The sequence below is a fragment of the Brucella sp. 22210 genome, assembly GCF_052045675.1.
Classification (GTDB): domain Bacteria; phylum Pseudomonadota; class Alphaproteobacteria; order Rhizobiales; family Rhizobiaceae; genus Brucella.
This window is the reverse complement of the sequence record NZ_JBQEPD010000007.1, coordinates 84,893-107,215: the sequence shown is the minus strand read 5'-3', so window position 1 is coordinate 107,215 and position 22,323 is coordinate 84,893. Positions and strand designations below refer to the sequence as shown.

Genomic DNA, 22,323 nt, shown 5'->3' with positions numbered 1-22,323 from the left:
GGCAGGGCCGTCCCCGTGAATGATCAGACCAACGCGGCGATACGGCTGCGTTCGCCGACAATCTGCAAGACCGCATGAGCGGCTTCGACGCCCTTCACCTTGAAATGGTTGAAGAAGAAGTCGTGATGCTCCTTGCTGTCATGGAAATGGTGCGGGGTCAGAACGACGCTCAGCACTGGCACTTCGGTTTCCAGCTGCACTTGCATCATGCCGTTGATCACGGCAGTCGCCACGAAGTCGTGACGGTAAATGCCGCCGTCGATGACGAAAGCCGAGCCGACAATGGCGGCATACTGGCCGGTCTTGGCGAGCGTCTTGGCATGAAGTGGAATTTCGTAAGCGCCGGGAACGTCGAAGACTTCCACTTCGACATTGGTGCCCGTCTTGGCAGCCAGTTCAGCGATAAAGCTCTTGCGGGCTTCGTCGACGATGTCGGCGTGCCAGCGAGCCTGAATGAATGCTACTTTGAAGGAAGTCTTGTTCGGATAGCTCTGGTTCATAGGTTCCTCAAGAAACTAGAATCAGGGCGCACAAAGGAACGCATTACTCGCGTCGGAAGACGCAATTCGTCACGCTCTTTTGCTCTCTTTCATCCGGACTATACCGTCGGCTCCGGCATCTCACCGGATCTGCTGACCCTGACCGAAGAAGCGAATCAGCTTCATCTTTCAGGCGCTCGCGGGCTCGGAAATCGCTTTCCATACCGCCGGTGGGGAATCTCACCCCGCCCCGAGAACAAGCCCACGCACTATTGCGTAAGCCCCGTCAAATTAAGTGGGCGCCGCGATCTTGTCCAGCCATTTCACAGGATTTTTATCCCATTAAAGAGCGGGTATCGGCATTTTTGGTTTACGCTCATTCAAGGGTTTAGATGATGGCTGCTAAACCTCGAAAATAGGCCTAAACGCCTCATTTCTCATAAGAAATTGGCCGTGGAATACTACTTAAAATTTTAATCGATTAAATTTCTCGCTATTTATCATATCGGGGATATTGACACCTATCCCGGGTTTCAGCCTATCCTAGGCAATACATCTTGTCTGGTGGATGCGGTTCATTCTTAAAAGACAACGTTGTCAATTGGGGTGAGGCGGCGTAAAGATGGTTTGGAGGACATCGGAGGACGTCGCGTCAGTTGGCCGGGGTATCCGGCGGAGATCATCTCTCTGCATCGGGTTGCGGCAGTGAATGAGGAGGAGCCGGTTGTATGGAGCGACCGGTTTCAGTTCGCGCCTCAAGGCGCGGACAGGACGAAGGAAATTCAAAACGGATAGCTGCGCGGTTGGGACGGGATTCCCGGCACAGCGTCCGGTGTAACAAGTTTCGTTTGTTTCTACGGGAGGTAGACATGCATAAACTTCTGAAACTCGCCGCTATGGGTACGGCTGCCTGCGCTTTGCTCGCCGGAATGGCGCCTGTCGCAAACGCTGCTGATGCCAAGCAGAACGTAGAAGTTCTGCACTGGTGGACCGCTGGCGGTGAAGCTGCCGCGCTCGATGTTCTGAAGAAGGACCTTGAAAAGAAGGGCATCAGCTGGACCGACATGCCGGTTGCAGGCGGCGGCGGCACGGAAGCCATGACCGTTCTGCGCGCTCGCGTTACCGCTGGCAACGCGCCGACTGCCGTGCAGATGCTCGGCTTCGACATTCGCGACTGGGCCGAGCAGGGCGCTCTTGGCAATCTCGACGAAGTTGCCAACAAGGAAGGCTGGGACAAGGTCATTCCCGCTCCGTTGCAGGCATTCGCCAAGTATGAAGATCACTGGATTGCCGCACCTGTGAACGTCCACACCACCAACTGGATGTGGATCAACAAGGCCGCGCTCGACAAGGCAGGCGGCAAGGAACCGGCAAACTGGGATGAGCTGATCTCGCTTCTCGACAAGTTCAAGGAACAGGGCATCACGCCAATCGCGCATGGTGGCCAGCCTTGGCAGGATGCGACGATCTTTGACGCCGTCGTGCTTTCGTTTGGCACAGACTTCTACAAGAAGGCTTTCGTCGATCTCGACCCGGAAACCCTGGGCAGCGATACGATGAAGCAAGCTTTCGACCGCATGACCAAGTTGCGCAGCTATGTCGATGACAACTTCTCCGGTCGCGACTGGAACCTGGCTTCGGCCATGGTCATCGAAGGCAAGGCCGGTCTGCAGTTCATGGGCGACTGGGCCAAGGGCGAATTCGTGAAGGCCGGCAAGAAGACGGGCGAAGATTTCGTCTGCATGCGCTATCCGGGCACGCAGGGTGCCGTGACCTTCAACTCGGACATGTTCGCGATGTTCAAGGTTGCTGACGACAAGATCCCGGCTCAGATGGAAATGGCTTCGGCTGTTGAAAGCCCGACCTTCCAGTCCGCCTTCAACGTGGTCAAAGGCTCGGCTCCTGCACGCACCGACGTGCCGGATACTGCTTTCGACGCTTGCGGCAAGAAGGCCATCGCTGACCTGAAGGAAGCTGATGGCAAGGGCACGATGCTGGGTTCCATGGCGCACGGCTATGCCAATCCTGCAGCGGTCAAGAACGCGATCTACGACGTGGTGACCCGCGAGTTCAATGGACAGCTTTCTTCTGAAGATGCTGTCAAGGAACTCGTCTCGGCTGTCGCTGCTGCGAAGTAATGCGCTGAACAGGCGTCCGGGAGTTTAAACCTCCCGGACGTTTTTTATCCGGCCCGAGGTGCGAAAAGAACGCCTTACAGCCAGCCGGAACAGCATTTCGGAATTCAGAACAAGCATTGCATGATGTTGTCTTGCATGGTTCCATCGGAACCGGTGAAGGCATCGTTGGACCAACGCATTTTGCAGCCGGGTCGTTCTCCGGTCATGCATAAATGCCGCTGAAACGATCGTCTCGAATGCCCGTTCAAAGGGCATCACGAGCGGCGCAAACTGGGTGGCGCAAATATGCAGCGTAACAGCCGATTGCAGGAATTCATCCCCAAGCTGGTCTTGGCTCCAAGCTTCCTGATCGTCCTCGTCTTTGTCTACGGGTTTATCATCTATACCGGCGTGCTTTCGCTGACCAACAGCCGCATGCTGCCATCCTACGGCTTCGTGGGATTATCCAATTATGAGAAACTCTGGGCGCTGCCACATTGGTGGCGGGCGATCACCAATCTGGCGATCTTCGCGTCGCTCTACATCATCATCTGCTCGGTGATCGGTCTGTTTCTGGCCATTCTGCTCGACCAGAAGATCCGCGGCGAAGGCTTTTTGCGTCCGATCTATCTTTATCCGATGGCCCTGTCCTTCATTGTGACCGGCACGGCATGGAAGTGGTTTCTCGATCCGGGCATCGGGCTTGAAAACACCATGCATCTGTGGGGCTGGGAAAGCTTTACCTTCGGCTGGATCAAGAGCAACACCATGGCGATCTACTGTCTGGTGATCGCCGCCGTCTGGCAATCGTCGGGTTTCGTGATGGCCATGTTCCTTGCGGGCCTGCGCGGCGTCGACAATGAAATCATCAAAGCGGCCCAGATCGACGGGGCTTCAACCGGCACGATCTATCGCCGCATCATCATTCCCTTGATGCGCCCGGTTTTTCTGTCGGCCTTCGTGGTGCTGGCGCATCTGGCGATCAAGGCCTACGATCTTGTCATCGCACTGACCGGCGGCGGACCGGGACAGGCGACCGAACTCCCGGCGACATTCATGTATTCCTATACGTTCACCCGTAACCAGATGGGTATCGGCGCGTCGTCGGCGATTATCATGCTGGCGATGATCTTCTCGATCATCATTCCCTATCTCTATTCGGAAATTCGCGGAGGGTCGCGGTCATGAGCGCCCAGTCGCAAGATAACGCCATCAACAGCGGTAAGCTGACGCGTGCGCTGATCTATACCGCGCTGCTGCTCTTCGCCATCTACTATCTGTTGCCGCTCTATGTGATGCTGGTCAACTCGTTCAAACCGCTGGAAGAAATTCGCCAGGGCGGCATGTTGAACCTGCCGCAGCAATGGACCATCGAGCCTTGGCTTTCGGCATGGTCGACGGCGCAGATCGGCGTGCAGCCCACCGGCTTGAAGCCGTTCTTCATCAATTCCATTCTGATGGTTGTGCCCGCCGTGGCGATCTCCACCATTATCGGTGCGCTGAATGGCTATGTGCTGACCAAATGGCGTTTCCGTGGCTCGAATATCTTCTTCGGCCTGCTGTTGCTGTCATGTTTTATCCCGTTCCAGATCGTGCTGATCCCCATGGCGCGGATGCTCGGACTTTTCGGCATTGCCGGAACGATCTGGGGCCTCATCATGGTGCACGTCATTTACGGTCTTGGCTTCACGACGCTCTATTTCCGCAACTATTACGAAGCGTTTCCGACCGAGCTGGTGCGCGCTGCGCAGATTGACGGGGCAAGTTTCTTCCAGATTTTCTGGCGCATTCTGCTGCCGTCATCCGGGCCGATCATCGTCGTGTCCGTGATCTGGCAGTTCACCAATATCTGGAACGACTTCCTGTTCGGCGCATCCTTCTCCGGCGCGAATTCCACGCCGATGACGGTGGCGCTCAACAACCTCGTTTCCTCTTCCACAGGCGTCAAGGAATATAACGTTCATTTCGCAGCCGCCATTCTGGCCGCTCTGCCGACGCTGATCGTCTATATCGTGTCCGGCCGCTACTTTGTGCGCGGTCTGATGTCCGGCGCCGTCAAGGGATAAGTTCACTATGTCGTTTCTGAAAATTACCGATCTCTACAAGTCCTACGGCACTGTCTCGATCCTGAAGAACATCAATATCGAGATTGAGGAAGGCGGCTTCCTGGTTCTCGTCGGCCCGTCGGGTTGCGGCAAGTCCACGTTGCTCAACACGATTGCCGGTCTCGAGCCGATCACATCCGGCGACATTGCGATCAAGGGCAAGTCAGTTTCCGGACTGCATCCGTCCCAGCGCGATATCGCCATGGTCTTCCAGTCCTATGCGCTTTATCCCAACATGACGGTTGCCGGAAACATCGCTTTCGGCATGGAAATCCGTAAAGTACCCAAGCCGGAACGGGACAAGGCCATTCAAGAAGTGGCCGATATGCTGCAGATCGGCCATCTGCTCGACCGCAAGCCGAGCCAGCTTTCCGGTGGCCAGCGCCAGCGCGTTGCCATGGGACGCGCACTTGTGCGCAATCCGCAGGTCTTCCTGTTCGATGAGCCGCTGTCGAACCTCGACGCGAAGCTGCGTGTGGATATGCGCACCGAAATCAAGCGCCTGCACAGCCGCATGAAGACAACTATCGTCTATGTGACGCACGATCAGATCGAAGCCATGACGCTGGCGACCAAGATCGCTGTGCTGAAAGATGGTGTCTTGCAGCAGTTCGGTACGCCTGCGGAGATCTACAACAACCCGTCCAACATGTTCGTGGCGGACTTCATGGGGTCGCCGGCGATGAACCTGCTGACGGTCGCTGTTGAGAAGAATGGCTCGGATTATGCGATTTCGCTTGATCGTGGTGACGGACAGGCATTGACGCTTCCGTTGAAAAATGCACCGCAAGCCCTTGGCGACTATGTGGGCAAGCAGGTTGTCTTTGGCATTCGCCCGGAAGCTTTGACCGATCCAGACGGCGCGGATCGCAATGCGGGCGCGGTTGTGGAAGGCGATTGCCTGATCGATGTGGTCGAACCGGCCGGGTCGGACACGTTTGCGGTGACCCGCCTTGGCGGCAAGCATGTGGTCGCCCGCCTGCGCGCCGATGCGCGCATCGTGGCAGGCCAAGCTTCACGGCTGGCCTTTAATCTCGACAAGGCGGTGTTCTTCGATCCGACCAGTCAGGGACGCATTCTCTGATCGGCGGAAAATTAGTAAGCTAATTCTTGGAATAGTGTTTGTTTACAAGAGGCTTAGCCTTGAGCGCATCATGATCGAAGGAAAGGTCACACGATGCGCAGGAAGATTGGCACGCTGCTGATGGTCATCGGCATGAGCGGAATTGGCCCCGCTCATGCCGCAGAGGCCATCGATCATTTTGGCACGCTGAAACAACACTTATTTGCCGGGCAGCGGACGACGTCGCTGCTCGAACTGGACAGGTGCGAGCAGACATCAGGCATAAAACAGAAACCGGAAGGCTTTACCGGCGGTCTAGTTATCTGCGCCTTTTTGAGCAGACCCGCTCCGGACGGAGCAATTGTCTACGCGTACAATCATGAAACGGTAAGTGATGACACTCCGGTTCAACAGTTTGTCCGTTACCGGGTTTTGCCGGATGAAACAGCGACAATCATCATTTGGCGGTTTTCTGCAAAAACCCATGACCAGATTGGAGAAACCACAATCTTCAAGTGCAAGCTGGGGGAGGGGTTGAAATTTGTCTATGACAAAGACACGTGATTGATTTTCAAAAACGCGAATGCCTGTGAAATTGAAAAGAGCGCTTCCGATAAATCGGAAGCGCTCTTTTTCATAATTTGCCTGGAGGGCAAAATCAAACTCGATAGGCGATCATCATAAACACTGGCCAAGCCTCATCGGGCGGCGCACCTAGTGCAGGAAATCCAGTCCCAGTAGACCGATCGCAAGCGCCGTGTTCAGCGAAATGATCATCATGCCATAAACTAGTGCAGTTCTCGTAATATCGTTCATTTCCTACCTCCTTGAGCCGGGACCACCCATTCCAGACTCGAAGCTTCGTGAAACTGTTACCGAATGTAACAGTCCGTTACGGCATGCGCAACCCCGCTTTACACAATTGTGAACGATTGAAATCTGTCGTGAGAAATTGGTGCCTTTTGCCCAGTCGGGCGCTGAATGAAGGGCTTTTGAGCCGAAGAATCGCTGAAATTGGGCCGAAGTCACCACAATGTGAGAAAAAATCGGCTAGCAATCTACCTATAAGCACGACATAGCTTTTGGTAAGCTTTTTGTAAAAGCACGGCCTATTCGGAAATTCACCGTGAACCGCATCATTCCACTTGTGCTGGCAATTGCTCTTTTCATGGAGCAGATGGATTCGAATGTCATTTCGACATCATTGCCCGCGATTGCCGCCGATATCGGCACCAGTCCGATTGCTCTCAAGCTCGCTCTGACGGCCTATCTGGTCGCGCTGGCGGTTTTCATTCCGATCAGCGGTTGGATGGCCGACCGGTTCGGTGCCAAAAATGTTTTCCGCGCTGCAATAGCCGTCTTCGTCGTTGGTTCGATTGCCTGTGCAGCCGCCAACTCACTGACTGCCTTTGTCGTTTCGCGCTTCTTGCAGGGCATGGGCGGTGCCATGATGACGCCGGTGGGACGTCTTGTGTTGGTGCGCTCGACACCGCGCAGCGAACTCGTATCCGCCATGGCGTGGCTGACGATCCCCGCCATGGTTGGCCCGTTGGTCGGGCCACCGGTTGGTGGTTTCATTACGACCTTTCTCACATGGCACTGGATATTCCTGATCAATGTGCCCATCGGCGCTGTCGGCATCTGGTTTGCCACGCGCTTTCTGCCGGATAATGACGAGCGTATCGTCAAGCGCCTCGATTGGCCCGGCTTCTTTTTGTCCGGCATTGCCATGTCCGGTGTGGTCTTCGGCCTGTCTGTGGTCAGCCTGCCTGCGCTGCCGCCCGCTGTCGGCTTCATAACGGTGGCGATCGGTCTGGTCTGTTCGGTGCTTTATATCATCCATGCCCGCCGCAGTGCTGATCCGCTGCTCGATCTTCGGCTGTTCGACAATCAGGTGTTCCGGTCGGCCGTGTTGGGGGGCAGTATTTTCCGCTTCGGCATTGGCGCCATTCCGTTTCTGCTGCCGCTGATGTTCCAGCTCGGCTTCGGCTTCACACCGTTTCAGTCGGGCATGATAACCTTCGTTTCAGCCATCGGCGCGATCAGCATGAAGTTCGGTGCGAAGCGGATTTTCGCCAAGATCGGCTTCCGGCGCGCCTTGATGTCGGGTTCGATCATTTCGGCAGGTTTCATCGCGGTCAACAGCCTGTTCACACCCATGACGCCGATCTGGATCATTCTCAGCTTCCTGCTGGTCGGCGGTTTTGCGCGGTCGCTGTTCTTTACCGGCGTCAACGCGCTGGCCTATGCCGAAATTCCGGATGAAAAGACCAGTCAGGCGACGCCGATCACCGCCGTCGCACAACAGGTTTCGCTGGCGATTGGCGTTGCCCTTGCGGGTGGCGTGCTGGAATTCAGCAGCGGCGTGCGCGGCGCACCGCTGGCCCTGGTCGACTTTCATGTCGGCTTTATCGTTGTGGCTTTGGTGTCCGCTGTCGCATTCTTCTGGTTTGCACGGCTTTCGCCTGAAGCTGGTCGCGAACTATCCGAACCTTCAGCACCTCGCCAGAAGAGCAAGGCTACAGTTGTGGTGAAGCCGGTCAATTCCGCGGCCGGAGAATAAAATAGGAGCCAATCGGCTCCTATCGTGCATCGTTAGCCTTTGAAATCACGTGCGAGCAGATAAAGCTCGACCGATTCCGCGCGTGATGCGGGCGGTTTGACGTGATGCACAGAACGGAATTTCTGCTTCAGCATGGCGAGAAGCTCGTTTTCCGTGCCGCCCTGAAAAGTCTTGGTCAGGAAGTGGCCACCGGGCTTGAGTACCGAAACCGCAAAATCAGCCGCCACTTCGCATAGATGCACCGTGCGTAGGTGGTCGGTGCGGCGGTGGCCAGTCGTTGGCGCAGCCATATCGGAAATAACGAGATCGGGCTTGTCGCCAAGCGCTTCCATCAGTTTCTGTGGCGCTTCATCGTCAAGAAAGTCCATTTCCAGCAGGATGACGCCCGGCAGCGGATCGACATGCAGATAGTCGATGCCGACAACATGCGGATCTTCGTCGGTGGAGCCGACAATCTTGGCCGCTATCTGCGACCAGCCGCCGGGTGCCGCACCAAGATCGATGATCTTCTGGCCCTTCTTGAGCAGATCATAGCGATCATTGATTTCGATCAGCTTGTAGGCCGCGCGCGAGCGATAGCCGTCCTGCTTGGACTTGTGCACATAGGGGTCATTCAGGTGACGCAGCAGCCAGCGACGCGACGATTCCTTGATCGTGCCTGCCTTTTTCTTCACGCGCACGTGCAGATTGCTGGTGCCTGCACCACCACGTCCGCCCGTTTTGGCGCCCGACTTCGTGCCGCCCTTGTTTCCGCCTGCTTTGCTCATTTTCAGTTGCCTGTTCTAGCGCCAACAGCGCATTTATTGGCGCAATTGCGCGCGATTGTGCCGCCATGCGCCGTCGCGCGACATCAGTTCGGTCAGGATGCCTTCACGCAAGCCGCGATCCGCCACCAGAAGTTTTTCGCTCGGCCATACCTTGCGGATGGCATCGAGAATGGCGCAGCCCGCAAGCACCAGATCGGCCCTGTCTGCACCGATGCATGGATTCGCCACGCGCGCGTCGAAATCCCAGGACAGGAGGCGGCTCGTCATCTGCGTCACGTCCTCCGAGCCCATCCACATGCCATCGACGCGGCGACGGTCATAGCGCTCCAGACCCAGATGAATACCCGCCAGCGTGGTAACCGTACCGGATGTGCCGAGCAAATGGAAACGCGGGCTTGAAGCCAGTTGGCCAAGGCAGTGCCGTTCGGCAAAGCTCGACAGAAGTTCGGTCACATGACCGACCATCGCCTCGAAACTTTCCTGCGTGACATTGCGTCCACCGAAACGCTCGGCGAGCGTGACGACGCCCACGGGCAGGGAGGTCCATGCCATGATATGTTCGGCAAGGCGCGGAGACCGGCGCTGCGAAACATCGATCAGCGCGATTTCCGAGGAACCGCCGCCGATATCGAACAAAACAACGGCTTCCGTTTCGCGTGCTACCAGTGTTCCACAGCCGGAAACGGCAAGACGTGCTTCCGTCTGGCGATCAACGATTTCCAGTTCAAGCCCGGTTTCCTCGCGTACGCGCTCCAGAAACTCTTCGCCGTTCGAAGCCGCACGGCAAGCCTCGGTCGCGATCAGGCGCGAACGGCGGATTTTCTTGCCGGCCAGCTTGTCACGGCAGATCTTGAGCGCTTCGATAGCGCGCTGCATGGCGTTGTCGCTCAATTTGCCGGTTGCGCTCAGCCCTTCGCCAAGCCGCACGATCCGCGAAAAAGCATCCACAACGCGAAACTGCCCTGGTCGGGTCGGTGATGCGACCAGCAAGCGGCAGTTGTTTGTGCCAAGGTCAAGCGCTGCATAAAGCGGAGCCTCGGCGTGGGCGTGCCGTGGCGGCTGTGCCGCGCCGTTCTTCCGCTTGGCATGCGACGAAGCCTGCGCGTGATTGTCACGACGCGGTGTTTCATGCGTGCTCTTGGGCGCGTGTTCGGCTGTCCGCGGCGCGGCATTGTTCTGCTGCTGCGCCTGCTTTTTCTTGCGAGCGCGCCTGCGGCGATTCGAAATTTTGCCGGGGGACTTGGCTTCCTGAAGAGTGGTATCTTCAGCAGCTTTCTGCGCGACAGCCGCTTCCGGTCGCCGTGCCGCTTTGCCACGGTGACGGCGGCGCGCACGCTTCCGCTGGCTGCCGGAACCCTTGTCATCCGCTTCACTTTGCGGCTTTGGGCGTCCTGAATCGGGTGCGCTACGCGCATTCCCGGCTTCTGCAACGGCTTCCTTGCGCGGTTTGCGCTTGCCGTTAGTCGACGGATTCCGGGCTTGAGCATTTCCCGATTGTCCGCCGGACGCCCCTTGTTGCGCCTTTTCTACGGGGCGCTCCTCGGGGTTTTTCAAGGTACTGATCCTTATAAGCGCCGCGCGAACCAAAAGGACGCAAGCAGGACGCTTGATTTATTACGTTGCCCTTAATGTAACAGCGGTTTTCTCTTTTACCAAGGGGCAGGCCGGTGAGACTCGGCGGAAAATTTCGAAAAGATCGTATGAATTGCGATAAGGCCAAAAACGAAAGGGCCTTCGCAAATGCGAAAGCCCTTTCCTGAAAGACAAAATGGTCGGTCAGATGTCGTAACTATGCGCGGCGTTGATGGTCGCGACGAACTGCTTGGTACGCTCGCGGGACGGGCGCGTGAAAACATCGTGTGCCGAGCCGGTTTCGACAATATTGCCTGATTCCAGAAACACCACATTCTGGGAAATCTTGGAGGCAAGGCGCAGATCGTGGGTGGCGATCACCATCGTAGTGCCTTCCTTGGCAAGCTTGCTCAGCACATCCACCACTTCCGAGGCAAGTTCCGGATCGAGCGCCGAGGTGGGTTCGTCGCACAACAACACGCGGGGCGAAGGCGCCAGAGCGCGGGCAATCGCGATGCGTTGCTGCTGTCCGCCGGACAGGGTCGACGGCCAGGCGTCGGCCTTATGCGCCATGCCAACTTTCTGCAACAGTTCCATGGCGCGTTCGCGGGCCTTGGCTTTTGGCCATTTCAACACGGTGACAAGGCTTTCCATGACATTCTGGATCGCCGTCTGATGTGGGAACAGCTGGAAATTCTGGAACACCATGCCGGTCTGGCGGCGGATGGACTGGATGGCCTGCCAGCTTGGCTTGCGTCCCGGCTCGAACGTCAGCGTCTGTCCGCCTAGCGACAGACTGCCGGATGTGGGCACTTCAAGCAGGTTGATGCAGCGCAGGAGCGTGCTCTTGCCGCCACCTGACGGGCCAACGAGAGCAGTCACCGAGCCTTCGGAGATGGTGACATTGATGTCGTTCAGGATCACAGCGTCGTCAAAACGCTTTACGATATGTTTCAGCTCGATCATGCGTTTGTCTCCAGCGTGCCGCCATAACGCCCGAAGCGTCGCTCAAGCCGTACCTGAAGGGCAGACAGAATCGAACTCAGCGCCAGATAGATCAGCGCGGCTTCGATATAGAGGATCAGCGGTTCGTAGGTCGTGGCGACGATGCGCTGTGCCGACTGGAAAAGCTCCGGCACGGTGATTGCGGCGGCGAGCGACGTATCTTTCACAAGTGAAATGAACGTATTGGAAAGCGGCGGCACGGCGATTCTGGTCGCCTGCGGCAACACGGTGCGGATCAGCGCCTGACTCCAGCTCATGCCGATGGAATAGGCGGCTTCCCACTGGCCCTTGGGCACGGACGAGATGACCGCACGGATGATTTCCGAACTATAGGCGCCGACATTCAACGTGAAGCCGATGAGGGCAGCCGGGAACGCATCGAGAAAGATGCCCATGCTCGGCAGGCCGTAGAAGATCACGAAAAGCTGCACCAGCAGCGGCGTGCCACGGAAAATCCAGACATAGAAGCGCGCAATCGACGAGAGCCAGACCGGAGCGAATAGCCGGACGAGAGCCGTCAACAGCGCCAGCGCCAGACCGAAGATGAAGGACAGCAAGGTCAGTGGAATGGTGAAGATCAGCCCCGCCCAGAGAAGGGTCGGAAGCGACTCGATCATGAGTTGTAGCCAGTCAGGCACCGGGTTCGGCTCCTTGGAACGAAAAGCAGTGTCGGTTTAAACCGAGATGATCAGGCACCGGAAAGGTACGTTCATTCATCTTATACAGTTTACGGAAAGCGAACTTGAAAATTTATTGGGAATAAATTTCTACATACACAAAAAAGAAGCCGGAATCCTGTTCCGGCTTCTCTATTTCCGGCGATCAGGAGCTTACTTGGAAACGTCCTGACCGAAATACTTCTGTGCGATCTTGTCGTAGGTGCCGTCGGCCTTGATGTCGTCCAGCGCCTTGTTGATGGCTGCAACGAGATCGTCGTCGCCCTTGCGAACGATGATGCCCGAAGCGTCAGCGTTTTCCTTTTCGGCGACGATCTTGACCGGAGCCTTGGGCTGATGCTTCTTGAAGTCGAGGAAGGACAGGCTGTCATTGAGCGTCGCATCGGCGCGACCGGTCAGCACGAGCTGGATCGACTGGTCGAAACCGTCGGTGGCCACGAGTTCCGCGCCGGCTTCCTTGGCGATTTTGCCGTAGTTGCTGGTGAGCGACTGTGCCGACTTCTTGCCCTTCAGATCGGCAAAATCCTTGATCGTGTCGTTCTTGTCGTTGACGATCAGAACAACCTTGGAAACAATGTAAGGATTGGAGAAGTTGAACTTCTTCTTGCGCTCTTCGGTGATGCCGACCTGATTGATGACGGCATCATAACGGTTGACGTCGAGACCGGCGATGAGGCCGTCCCACTTGCCTTCGACGAATTCCGGCTTGACGCCGAGCTTGGCAGCCACGGCTTCGCCGATTTCCACGTCGAAGCCGACGAGCTTGTTGTCCTTGTCGTGATAGGTGAAAGGCGCATAGGTGCCTTCGGTGCCGATCTTCAGAACGCCCGCCGACTTGATGGCGTCGAGATTTTCTCCGGCCATTGCGCCGGTGAAGAGAGCTGCCTGAATGATGCCTGCGGTAGCGATGATCTGAGCGAATTTCATTTTCGGTATCCGTGAACTGGTTGATGTTCTATTGATCGCAGAAATTTAATTCTAAAGATGCGTCCAAAACGACCATTAAGGCACAATTATTAGGATGTGTTCCTAATTATAAGACGAATTTGGGTGAATAATTCTAACATTTTCCGGTGAAGATCGGAAGGGTGGAAAAAGCATTCGCTTTCCTCTTATCCATCGGCCGATTTTGCCTCGTTTGAATGCAAAACGCCGCCAGAATTTTAGCTGGCGGCGGTTCGTTTATCCATGGATTGGAAGGTTAGGGGAACGATTTACTCAGGCTTGCCGAAACCACCGCCGCTCGGCGTGATGACGGTGAAGGCTTCGCCTGCTTCCAGAACAGTCTGGTCGCAATTGCCGAGCACATCGACAGAACCGTCCTTGCGGCGCACTTCGTTGCGACCAGTCTGACCGGCTTCGCCACCGTCCAGACCGAAAGGCGCTACGCGGCGATGGCCGGAGAGAATGGCGAATTCGAGCGTCTTCAGTGCGCGGATCGTGCGCTTGGTGCCATCGCCCGCATGCCATTTTCCCTTGCCGCCAGAACCTTCGCGAATATGGAAGTCTTCCAGCAAGACTGGGAAACGGGTTTCCAGAATTTCCGGGTCGGTCAGGCGCGAATTGGTCATGTGGGTGTGCACGGCATCGGCACCGTTGAAACCGGGACCGGCGGGTGCACCGGAACAGATGGTTTCGTAATACTGATATTCGTCATTGCCGAAGGTCAGATTGTTCATGGTGCCTTGTGCTGCGGCCATCGCCTTGGTCGCGCCGAACAGGCAGTTGGTGACAGCCTGACTGACTTCAACATTGCCTGCCACGACTGCCGCCGGATATTGCGGCGAGAGCATCGAGCCTTCCGGCACAACGATCCTGATCGGTCGCAGGCAGCCCGCATTCATCGGAATGTCGCCTTCGACCAGCACGCGGAAGACATAGAGCACAGCCGCGCGGGTGACGGGTTCCGGCGCGTTGAAGTTGTCGGAACGCTGCTCCGACGTGCCGGTGAAATCGACCGTCGCTTCGCGCTTTTCCTTATCGATGGTGACGCGCACCTCGATCTGGCAGCCCTGGTCCATCTCATAGGTGAAATGACCGTCCGGCAGCTTGTCGAGCACGCGGCGCACGCTTTCGGCGGCATTGTCCTGAACGTGGCCCATATAGGCTTTCACGACATCCTCGCCGAAAAGACCGATCATCTTTTTCAGTTCGGCAACGCCCTTTTCGTTGGCGGCGATCTGCGCCTTCAGATCATTGACGTTCTGCGTCAGGTTGCGGACAGGGTAGGTGGCGCCGGTCAGCAGAGCGGCGAGCGCCTCTTCACGGAAGGTGCCGCGATCCACCAGCTTGAAATTGTCGATATAGACACCTTCCTGCTCGATATTGACCGCAAGCGGCGACATGGAACCCGGCGCAATGCCGCCAATATCCGCATGGTGGCCACGGCTTGCGACCCAGAAGCGGATTTCGCGATTGTGGTCATCAAAAACCGGCGTGCAGACGGTGAGGTCGGGTAGATGGGTGCCGCCATTATAAGGCGCGTTGATGAGGAACACATCGCCCGGCTTGATGTCGCTGTTTTCGCGGATGGCGGTGGCGACCGATGCGTCCATGGAACCGAGATGCACCGGCATATGCGGCGCATTGGCGACAAGATTGCCTGCTGCGTCGAAAACCGCACAGGAAAAGTCGAGACGTTCCTTTATGTTCACTGAATAGGCGGTGTTCTGAAGCGTCACACCCATCTGCTCGGCAATGGACATGAAGAGATTGTTGAAAATCTCCAGCATGACCGGATCGGCTTCGGTGCCGATGGCCGTGCGCACGGGCAGCGCCTTGATGCGAGTCAGCACCACGTGGTCATGCGCGGTCAGGCGAGCCTGCCAGCCATCTTCGATAACGATGGTCTGGTTCTTCTCAATGATGATCGCCGGGCCAGTGACAGTCTGGCCGCGCTGCATCTGTTCGCGCAAGACGACGCCCGCATCGTGCAACTCGCCTTGCGAGAAGAAGCGTGTCCGCTTGGCCGTTGCAGCTTCCAGATCGCTATCGAGCGATTGGGCGCTTTCGGTCTCGCCTGCGCCACCGCCCACGGCTTCAACTTCCACGGCATCGATAACAAGAGCCTTGTCTTCCGCAATGAAGCCGAACCGGCGCTTATGGGCAGCCTCGAATTCGGCGCGAAGACGGTTGGCATTGTCCTCTGCCGGGAACGTGGCCTCAATGGAGAGCACCGTGTCGGTGCCCGCATAGCGGATATGCGCGCGCAGATGACGCTGCACGGCTGCGGCCTCGATGCCCTGGGCCAGAAGTTCGGCAACGCATTCCTGCGCCAGTTCTTCACCTAGTTTTCTCAGCGCTACGGGCGCTGCTGGATCGAGCGCGACGCCAAGCGCCTTTTGACGGGTAGCGCGAATATCGGCCAGACCCATGCCATAGGCGGAAAGCAGACCAGACATCGGATGGAGAAGAATATTCTTCATGCCAAGTGCATCGGCGACGAGGCAGGCGTGCTGACCGCCAGCGCCACCGAAACAGTTGAGCGCATAGCGCGTCACGTCATAGCCGCGCTGGACGGAAATTTTCTTGATCGCCTCGACCATATTGGCAACTGCAATGCGGATGAAGCCATCGGCAACTGCTTCCGGCGAACGGCCATCGCCAATCTCGGCTGCAAGTGCGGTGAAGAGTTCCCGCACCCGTTCCACATCAAGCGGCTGGTTCTGTTCGGGACCGAAGATCGCCGGGAAAAATTCCGGCAACAGCTTGCCCAGCATGACATTGGCGTCGGTGACGGCGAGCGGTCCGCCATTGCGGTAGCAGGCCGGGCCGGGATTGGCACCTGCCGAATCCGGGCCGACGCGAAAACGTCCGGCGTCATAATGCAGGATCGAGCCACCACCTGCGGCAACAGTGTGGATCAGCATCATGGGCGCGCGAACGCGCACCCCGGCAACTTCCGTTTCGAAAGCGCGTTCATATTCACCATCGAAATGCGCGACGTCTGTGGAGGTGCCGCCCATGTCGAAGCCGATGACTTTCGGGAAGCCAGCCGTTTCGCCGGTACGGGCGAGGCCGACAACGCCGCCTGCCGGGCCGGACAGGATCGCATCCTTGCCCTGAAACAGATCGGCTGCCGTGAGACCACCCGATGACATCATGAACATGACGCGCGCGCCGGTGCGCTCGACATCCAGTTCGTTGGATACTTGCGCAACATAGCGGCGGAGAACGGGCGACAGATAGGCATCGACAACCGTGGTATCGCCACGCCCGACCAGCTTGATCAGTGGGGAAACCTCGTGGCTGACGGAGACCTGCTCAAAGTCGAGACCACGCGCAATGCGAGCAATTTCAGCCTCATGCGCAGGAAACTTATAAGCATGCATGAGGGCGATAGCGACTGATTTGTAGCCCTGTTCCTTCAGCGCAACCAATGCTGCTTCGGCCTCGGAGAGATCGAGCGCCGTTTCAACTGTGCCGTCTGCCTGAACGCGTTCGTTCAGCTCCACGACCTTTTCATAAAGCGCTTCCGGCTTGATGATTTCAGTCGCAAAGATGTTCTTGCGCTCCTGATAGCCAATGCGCAGCGCATCGCGAAAACCCTTGGTGGTGACAAGAGCCAGCCGCTCGCCCTTGCGCTCCAGAAGCGCATTGGTCGCGACCGTCGTGCCCATGCGAACTTCGCCGATGATCCCGGCGGGAACAGCTTCGCCGGTCTCGAGGCCAAGATGCAGGCGAATGCCGTGAACGGCGGCATCCTTATAGGCAGACGGGTTTTCGGAGAGAACCTTGCGTGCATGGAGCTGGCCCTGCGGATCCCGCCCGATGACGTCCGTAAACGTACCGCCGCGGTCGATCCAGAAGTCCCATACTCCGCGTCCCGTTCCGCTCATCGCTGGCTCCCTCACACAAAATTCCAGATGCATTGAGTTGTGTATTCTGAAAACACTTCTGAAATTGATAGTCACATTTTATTGACAAAATGTCGATAAGATGATGACATAAAATTCACATAAAAGCGGGAGCGTCAAAATGGGTAAAGATAAGGCTTTTGAGGAAGAGCCTAAAAGCGGAGACGAAATGCAGGAGGCTGGCTTCGATGAAGTCACGCTGCCCAAGCATTTGCGCCCGGTCGCCTCGATAGGCCCCATTGTTTCGTCCGCGCATCTGGCTGAAGGCGGTTCGCCCGGCATGTCCGAGGTTGAATATGGCCTCATTCTCGCATCGCACGCCTTTTCACGCTGGATGGTTCGCTGCATGGCCGCGGCGGGATTGCCGGGGCTTTCCCCCATCGAAGTGTTGATTCTCCATTCGATCCGCCATCGTGATCGCGAGAAGAAGCTTGCTGATATCTGCCTCGTTCTCGACATCGAAGACACGCATATTGCCACCTATGCCATTCGCAAGCTTGAAAATGCTGGCTTGCTGACGACCGGCAAGGCGGCAAAGGAAAAGACGGTGAAGATCACCGCCAAGGGCGCCGATGCCTGCGCGCGCTATGCGCAGATTCGCGAGCGTCTTCTGGTCGATTCCACGGCCAATGCGCGCCCATCGGAAGAAACGCTTTCCGAAGTGGCTGCCCTTTTGCGCTTTATGTCCGGTGCATTCAATCAGGCCACGCGGTCTGCCATCACACTTTAAGAGGGTTGAAAGTTTGAGCGGAACCGAGTTGAGCGAACCAGTTTCAAAACCTCTCCTGACCGTCGATGGCCTCAGTGTCGAATTTGGCGCGAGCCGTGTCGTTGACGATCTGAGCTTCTCGGTCCATCCCGGTCGCACGCTGGCTGTGGTGGGAGAATCCGGTTCGGGCAAGTCCATTACGTCGCTTTCCATCATGCGGCTTGCCGATATGAGCGGCGCGAAATTCCCGTCCGGCCGCATTCTGTTCGGCGAACGCGATTTGCTCAAAGCCGATCAGAAGACAATGCGGGGCATTCGCGGCAAGGAGATCGCCATGATCTTCCAGGAGCCGATGACGTCACTCAATCCGGTTTTCACCATCGGTAATCAGCTATCCGAAGTGCTGATGTTGCATGAAGGCATGACCCAGCAGGCGGCGCTTGCCGAGGGGAAGCGACTTCTGGAAATGGTTCGACTGCCGGATGCGGAAGGGCTGCAGAAGCGCTATCCGCATCAGCTTTCCGGTGGCATGCGCCAGCGCGTCATGATCGCCATGGCGCTTGCCTGCCGCCCAAAACTGTTGATTGCCGATGAGCCGACGACCGCGCTCGATGTGACCATTCAGGCCCAGATACTGCACATTATCAGGGATTTGCAGCAAGAGCTTGAAATGGCGGTGATTTTCATCACGCACGATATGGGCGTGGTGGCGGAAATGGCTGACGATGTGGTCGTCATGTGGAAGGCCCGGTCGGGCAGATTTTCTCGAAGCCGCAACATGCCTATACCAAAACGCTGCTGTCGGCAGTGCCGAAGCTTGGCAGTATGACGGGCGAAGCATTCCCCAAGCGGATGCCGGTCATGACCATGCGCGACGGTGTGCCTGTTCTGACCGGTGAGGAGCGCATTCAGGACACGGCCCGCTATGGCGACAAGCCGTTGCTTTCCGTGGACGATCTCTACGTACGATTTCCGATCAAGAAGAACCTGTTCGGCAAGGTCACCCATGTCTGCAATGCGGTGTCGAAGGTCGCATTCGATATTTTTCCGGGCGAAACGCTGGCGCTGGTCGGTGAATCCGGTTCGGGAAAATCGACCATTGGGCGCACCATCCAGCAATTGCAGACGCCGCTTTCCGGCGATATTCGCTTCAACGGCAAGGCCTATTCGGCCATGAGCGCTGCCGAGCGTTATGCCATGCGCCGTGAAGTGCAGTATATTTTCCAGGACCCGTTCGCATCGCTCGATCCACGCAAGACGGTCGGCTTTTCCATTGCAGAACCCATCCGCACGCATGGCCTTCTCGACAACGACAAGGCAATCAATGCACGCGTGGCGGAATTGCTGGAGCGGGTTGGCCTCGGTCCGGAACACGCCAAGCGCTATCCGCACGAGTTTTCCGGCGGTCAGCGCCAGCGCGTCTGCATAGCGCGTGCACTAGCCTCCAAGCCGAAGCTCATCATCGCCGATGAAGCCCTGTCGGCGCTCGATGTTTCCATTCAGGCGCAGGTCATCAACCTGTTCATGGACCTGCAGAAAGAGCAGGGCTTGGCTTATCTCTTCATCAGCCATGACATGGCGGTGGTCGAAAAGATGAGCCACCGCGTCGCTGTTCTTTATCTCGGCCAGATCATGGAACTGGGCTCACGGCAGCAGGTTTTCGAAACACCGTCGCATGACTACACCAAGCGGCTTCTCTCGGCGGTGCCGATTGCCGATCCGTCGGCGCGCACCAACCGGCCTGCGCTGGAAGGTGAAATTCCAAGCACGACGCGCCGGATCGATGACAAGCCGCCGATCTATCGCCATCGCGAGGTCGCAACCGGGCATTTCGTGGCCGAAACAGCCTGACGCACAAAGTTCAACAGAAACCCAAAGGGGAAAAACAATGATAAGGAAAACACTTAAAGCCGTTCTCATGGCTTCCGCTCTCTCGGCGGCAGTGTTTGCATCTGCTCCGGCTTTCGCTGCCGGAAAGCTGACCGTTTCGTCGCCGCAGGACCCGGGTAGCTGGGATCCGATCGACACTTTCCTTGTCAACTGGGCTTCTATCGCCACCAATATTTTCGATGGTCTCGTCTATCGCGGACCAGACCTCAAGATTGTTCCGGCACTGGCAACCTCGTGGGATGAGCTGGATGACGGCAAGCGTATCCGCTTCCATCTGCGTGAGAACGTCAAGTTCCATGACGGCGAGCCGTTCAATGCCGAAGCCGTCAAGTTCACCTTTGATCGCCTGCTTGGTGACGAGGGCGCGAAAGGCCCGCAGCGTTCGAATTATATCGCCATCGAAAAGGTGGAAGTCATCGACGACAAGACCGTCGATTTTCATCTGAAGGCACCGGACCCGGTCCTCATCACCAAGCTGGCCGGTTATGGCGGCATGATCGTTCCGCCGAAATATATTCAGGAAAAGGGCGACGACTATTTCAACACCCATCCGGTCGGCACCGGACCGTTCAAATTCGTTTCCTATGAGCCGAAGGTCAATATCAAGCTTGAGGCTTTTGCCGATCATTGGGGCGGCGCGCCAAAGCTCTCCGAACTCGAATACCGCTTCATCACCGAGCCTTCGACCGCTGTTGCCGAACTTCAGGCTGGTCGCGTTGATCTGGTCATCCCGCCGACCATTCCGATTGGCATGATCCCGACCATTCAGAGTGATCCGAAGCTGGAACTCGTCACGACGGCTGGCCCGACAGTCTATGCCCTGCGTTTCAACACGGCTGACGGCATCACCAAGGATGAGCGCGTGCGCAAGGCGCTGACAATGGCAGTTGATCGCGACGCGATCATCCAGTCCATTCTGGCAGGTCAGGCCGAGCCGATTGCAAGTTTCCAGGGTTCGCTGTCCTTCGGCTTCGACCCGAACATGAAGCCGCTGCCTTACGATCCGGAAGGCGCGAAGAAGCTGCTGGAAGAAGCGGGCGTTCAGCCCGGCGCAAACGTGCAGATCGACGTGCGCGGTCAGGATGCAAGCTTCAATGAAGTGGCGCAGGCCATCGCGAGCTTCCTGCAGATGGTCGGCGTCAATGCAACCATAAAGCCTTACGACACCAATGTTCTGCTGAACGATATCATCCCGCAGGGCAAGACCGGCGCGATGTTCCAGCAGGCCTGGGGCGGCTGGACCTTCGACTACGATAACACCGCCTATTCCATGTACCATTCGGGCGAAAAGTGGAACCCGTACGACAAGGACGAAAAGCTCGACAAGATGCTGGAAGCGCAGCGCTCGGTTATTGATCGCGGTGAACGTGAGAAGCTGCTGCAGGAAATCGCGCATTACGCAGCCGACCGCGCACTGGAAATGCCGCTCTACAACCTCAAGGCAATCTTCGGCGTCAACAAGCGCGTGAAGAACTTCGTGCCGGTGCCTGACAGCCGTCTGCGTCTGACGGACGTCACTGTCGAATAAGCAAGAATGACAATACGGCAAGCCGGATATGACCGGCTTGCCGCAGCATTTCGGAGGCGCACTGGTGGCCGGATTTCTGATCAAACGAATTTTGCAGGCGTTGTTCGTGCTTGTCGCGATGACGCTGCTTGTCGCTTTCGCGGTCCGCCTGACAGGCGATCCGGCATTGATGCTGACGCAAGGTGCTGGCAGCATCACCGAAGCCGATCTCGCACGCATCCGCGAAGGTCTCGGTCTCAACCAGCCGTTCTTCGTTCAATATTGGCAGTTCCTCAAAGGACTGTTCACCATGGATTTGGGCCGCAGTTTCCTTGGCGGTACGCCGGTTTCCACGCTCGTCGCTGGCGCTCTGCCCGCCACACTGATGCTGGCCTTTGCCTCGCTGTTCGTTTCCATCGTGATTTCCGTTCCACTTGGCATCAAGGCTGCGGTGTCGCGTGGAAAATGGGCCGATCAGCTCATCCGCATCTGCTCGCTGGTGGGGCTGTCCTTCCCGAATTTCTGGCTGGCAACCATGCTGGTGCTGCTGTTCGGCATCACACTGCAATGGCTGCCGCCAAGCGGCATGAGCGGCATTGCAAGCTTCATCATGCCGGCGCTCACCATGGGCATCATTCTGACGGCGACCAATGTCCGCCTTGTGCGCACGGCCATGCTGGAAACGCTGCAATCGCAATATATCATGGTGGCGCGCGCCAAGGGGCTGAGTGAAAACAAGGTTCTCTACAAGCATGCGCTGCGCAATTGCGCCATTCCGCTGATCACCTATCTCGGCCTTCAGTTTGGCGGTCTGCTCGGCGGTATCGTCGTGGTGGAACGTGTGTTCAACTGGCCGGGCATGGGCACGCTTGCCTTCGACGCTGTGGCGGGGCGCGATTATCCTGTCTTGCAGGCCACCATCGCGATCCTTTCCATGCTGATCATCGGCGTCAATCTTCTCGTGGACATCGCCTATGGCCTTGTCGATCCGCGTATCCGCACGGAGTAGGACC

Annotated in this window: 16 protein-coding genes, 1 pseudogene and 1 riboswitch; of the genes and pseudogenes, 10 read left to right on the top strand and 7 right to left on the bottom strand. The window is 57.2% G+C overall.

Annotated features, from left to right (window positions below):
* Positions 1-23: 23 nt before the first annotated feature.
* Positions 24-500 carry a 6,7-dimethyl-8-ribityllumazine synthase gene (locus ACTJKP_RS11505; protein ID WP_440630743.1) on the bottom strand — a complete coding sequence of 159 codons (477 nt, stop codon included), beginning with the start codon at positions 498-500 and terminating at the stop codon, positions 24-26.
* 77 nt (positions 501-577) lie between these two features.
* Positions 578-741: riboswitch (FMN riboswitch) on the bottom strand.
* A gap of 607 nt (positions 742-1,348) precedes the next feature.
* On the opposite strand from ACTJKP_RS11505, the gene ACTJKP_RS11500 reads away from it, so the two are divergent.
* From ACTJKP_RS11500 to ACTJKP_RS11475, 6 genes are all read left to right on the top strand, one after another.
* On the top strand, positions 1,349-2,617 hold the full coding sequence (locus ACTJKP_RS11500) for an ABC transporter substrate-binding protein (protein ID WP_440630742.1): 1,269 nt from the start codon (positions 1,349-1,351) through the stop codon (positions 2,615-2,617).
* Positions 2,618-2,902: 285 nt separating this feature from the next.
* Positions 2,903-3,784: a carbohydrate ABC transporter permease gene (locus ACTJKP_RS11495; protein ID WP_078336819.1), complete on the top strand. Its 882-nt coding sequence runs from the start codon at positions 2,903-2,905 to the stop codon at positions 3,782-3,784.
* Positions 3,781-4,662 (top strand): carbohydrate ABC transporter permease, encoded by an 882-nt coding sequence (locus ACTJKP_RS11490; protein ID WP_078336820.1) that lies wholly within the window; start codon positions 3,781-3,783, stop codon positions 4,660-4,662. Before ACTJKP_RS11495 ends, ACTJKP_RS11490 begins: the two co-directional genes overlap by 4 nt.
* Before the next feature lie 7 nt (positions 4,663-4,669).
* Positions 4,670-5,785 carry an ABC transporter ATP-binding protein gene (locus ACTJKP_RS11485; protein WP_440630741.1) on the top strand — a complete coding sequence of 372 codons (1,116 nt, stop codon included), beginning with the start codon at positions 4,670-4,672 and terminating at the stop codon, positions 5,783-5,785.
* Between the two features lie 93 nt (positions 5,786-5,878).
* The gene (locus ACTJKP_RS11480) at positions 5,879-6,328 is read left to right on the top strand and encodes a VirK family protein (RefSeq protein WP_440630740.1); all 450 of its coding nucleotides are present in this window, start codon (positions 5,879-5,881) and stop codon (positions 6,326-6,328) included.
* 562 nt (positions 6,329-6,890) lie between these two features.
* Positions 6,891-8,327 (top strand): DHA2 family efflux MFS transporter permease subunit, encoded by a 1,437-nt coding sequence (locus ACTJKP_RS11475; RefSeq protein WP_440630739.1) that lies wholly within the window; start codon positions 6,891-6,893, stop codon positions 8,325-8,327.
* A gap of 32 nt (positions 8,328-8,359) precedes the next feature.
* Here the strand turns inward: ACTJKP_RS11475 and ACTJKP_RS11470 are convergent, their stop codons facing one another.
* The 6 genes from ACTJKP_RS11470 to ACTJKP_RS11445 form a co-directional block, all read right to left on the bottom strand.
* A complete protein-coding gene (locus ACTJKP_RS11470; RefSeq protein ID WP_078336824.1) occupies positions 8,360-9,094 on the bottom strand; it encodes an RlmE family RNA methyltransferase in 735 nt (244 codons plus the stop codon).
* A 33-nt stretch (positions 9,095-9,127) separates the two neighbouring features.
* Entirely contained in the window at positions 9,128-10,648 is a 1,521-nt protein-coding gene (locus ACTJKP_RS11465) for a Ppx/GppA phosphatase family protein (protein ID WP_113533419.1), read from the bottom strand.
* Between the two features lie 222 nt (positions 10,649-10,870).
* Positions 10,871-11,632, bottom strand: a complete 762-nt coding sequence (locus ACTJKP_RS11460) for an amino acid ABC transporter ATP-binding protein (protein WP_078336825.1) — start codon at positions 11,630-11,632, stop codon at positions 10,871-10,873.
* Complete coding sequence (locus ACTJKP_RS11455; protein ID WP_440630738.1) at positions 11,629-12,309, bottom strand: amino acid ABC transporter permease; 681 nt, start codon at positions 12,307-12,309, stop codon at positions 11,629-11,631. The genes ACTJKP_RS11460 and ACTJKP_RS11455 overlap by 4 nt, the downstream gene beginning before the upstream one ends.
* 192 nt (positions 12,310-12,501) lie before the next feature.
* Positions 12,502-13,275 (bottom strand): amino acid ABC transporter substrate-binding protein, encoded by a 774-nt coding sequence (locus tag ACTJKP_RS11450; RefSeq protein ID WP_078336827.1) that lies wholly within the window; start codon positions 13,273-13,275, stop codon positions 12,502-12,504.
* 287 nt (positions 13,276-13,562) lie between these two features.
* On the bottom strand, positions 13,563-17,186 hold the full coding sequence (locus ACTJKP_RS11445; RefSeq protein ID WP_440630737.1) for a hydantoinase B/oxoprolinase family protein: 3,624 nt from the start codon (positions 17,184-17,186) through the stop codon (positions 13,563-13,565).
* A 139-nt stretch (positions 17,187-17,325) separates the two neighbouring features.
* Between ACTJKP_RS11445 and ACTJKP_RS11440 the strand changes: the two genes are divergently transcribed.
* The 4 genes and pseudogenes from ACTJKP_RS11440 to ACTJKP_RS11425 all read left to right on the top strand — a co-directional run bounded on the left by ACTJKP_RS11440 (position 17,326) and on the right by ACTJKP_RS11425 (position 22,319).
* Positions 17,326-17,934 (top strand): winged helix DNA-binding protein, encoded by a 609-nt coding sequence (locus ACTJKP_RS11440; RefSeq protein WP_440630736.1) that lies wholly within the window; start codon positions 17,326-17,328, stop codon positions 17,932-17,934.
* Positions 17,935-17,947: 13 nt separating this feature from the next.
* Positions 17,948-19,764: pseudogene (locus ACTJKP_RS11435) on the top strand (ABC transporter ATP-binding protein).
* Positions 19,765-19,801: 37 nt separating this feature from the next.
* Positions 19,802-21,331, top strand: coding sequence for an ABC transporter substrate-binding protein (locus tag ACTJKP_RS11430; protein WP_440630735.1), 1,530 nt, complete (start codon positions 19,802-19,804; stop codon positions 21,329-21,331).
* A gap of 64 nt (positions 21,332-21,395) precedes the next feature.
* Entirely contained in the window at positions 21,396-22,319 is a 924-nt protein-coding gene (locus ACTJKP_RS11425; protein ID WP_113533509.1) for an ABC transporter permease, read from the top strand.
* Positions 22,320-22,323: the final 4 nt, after the last annotated feature.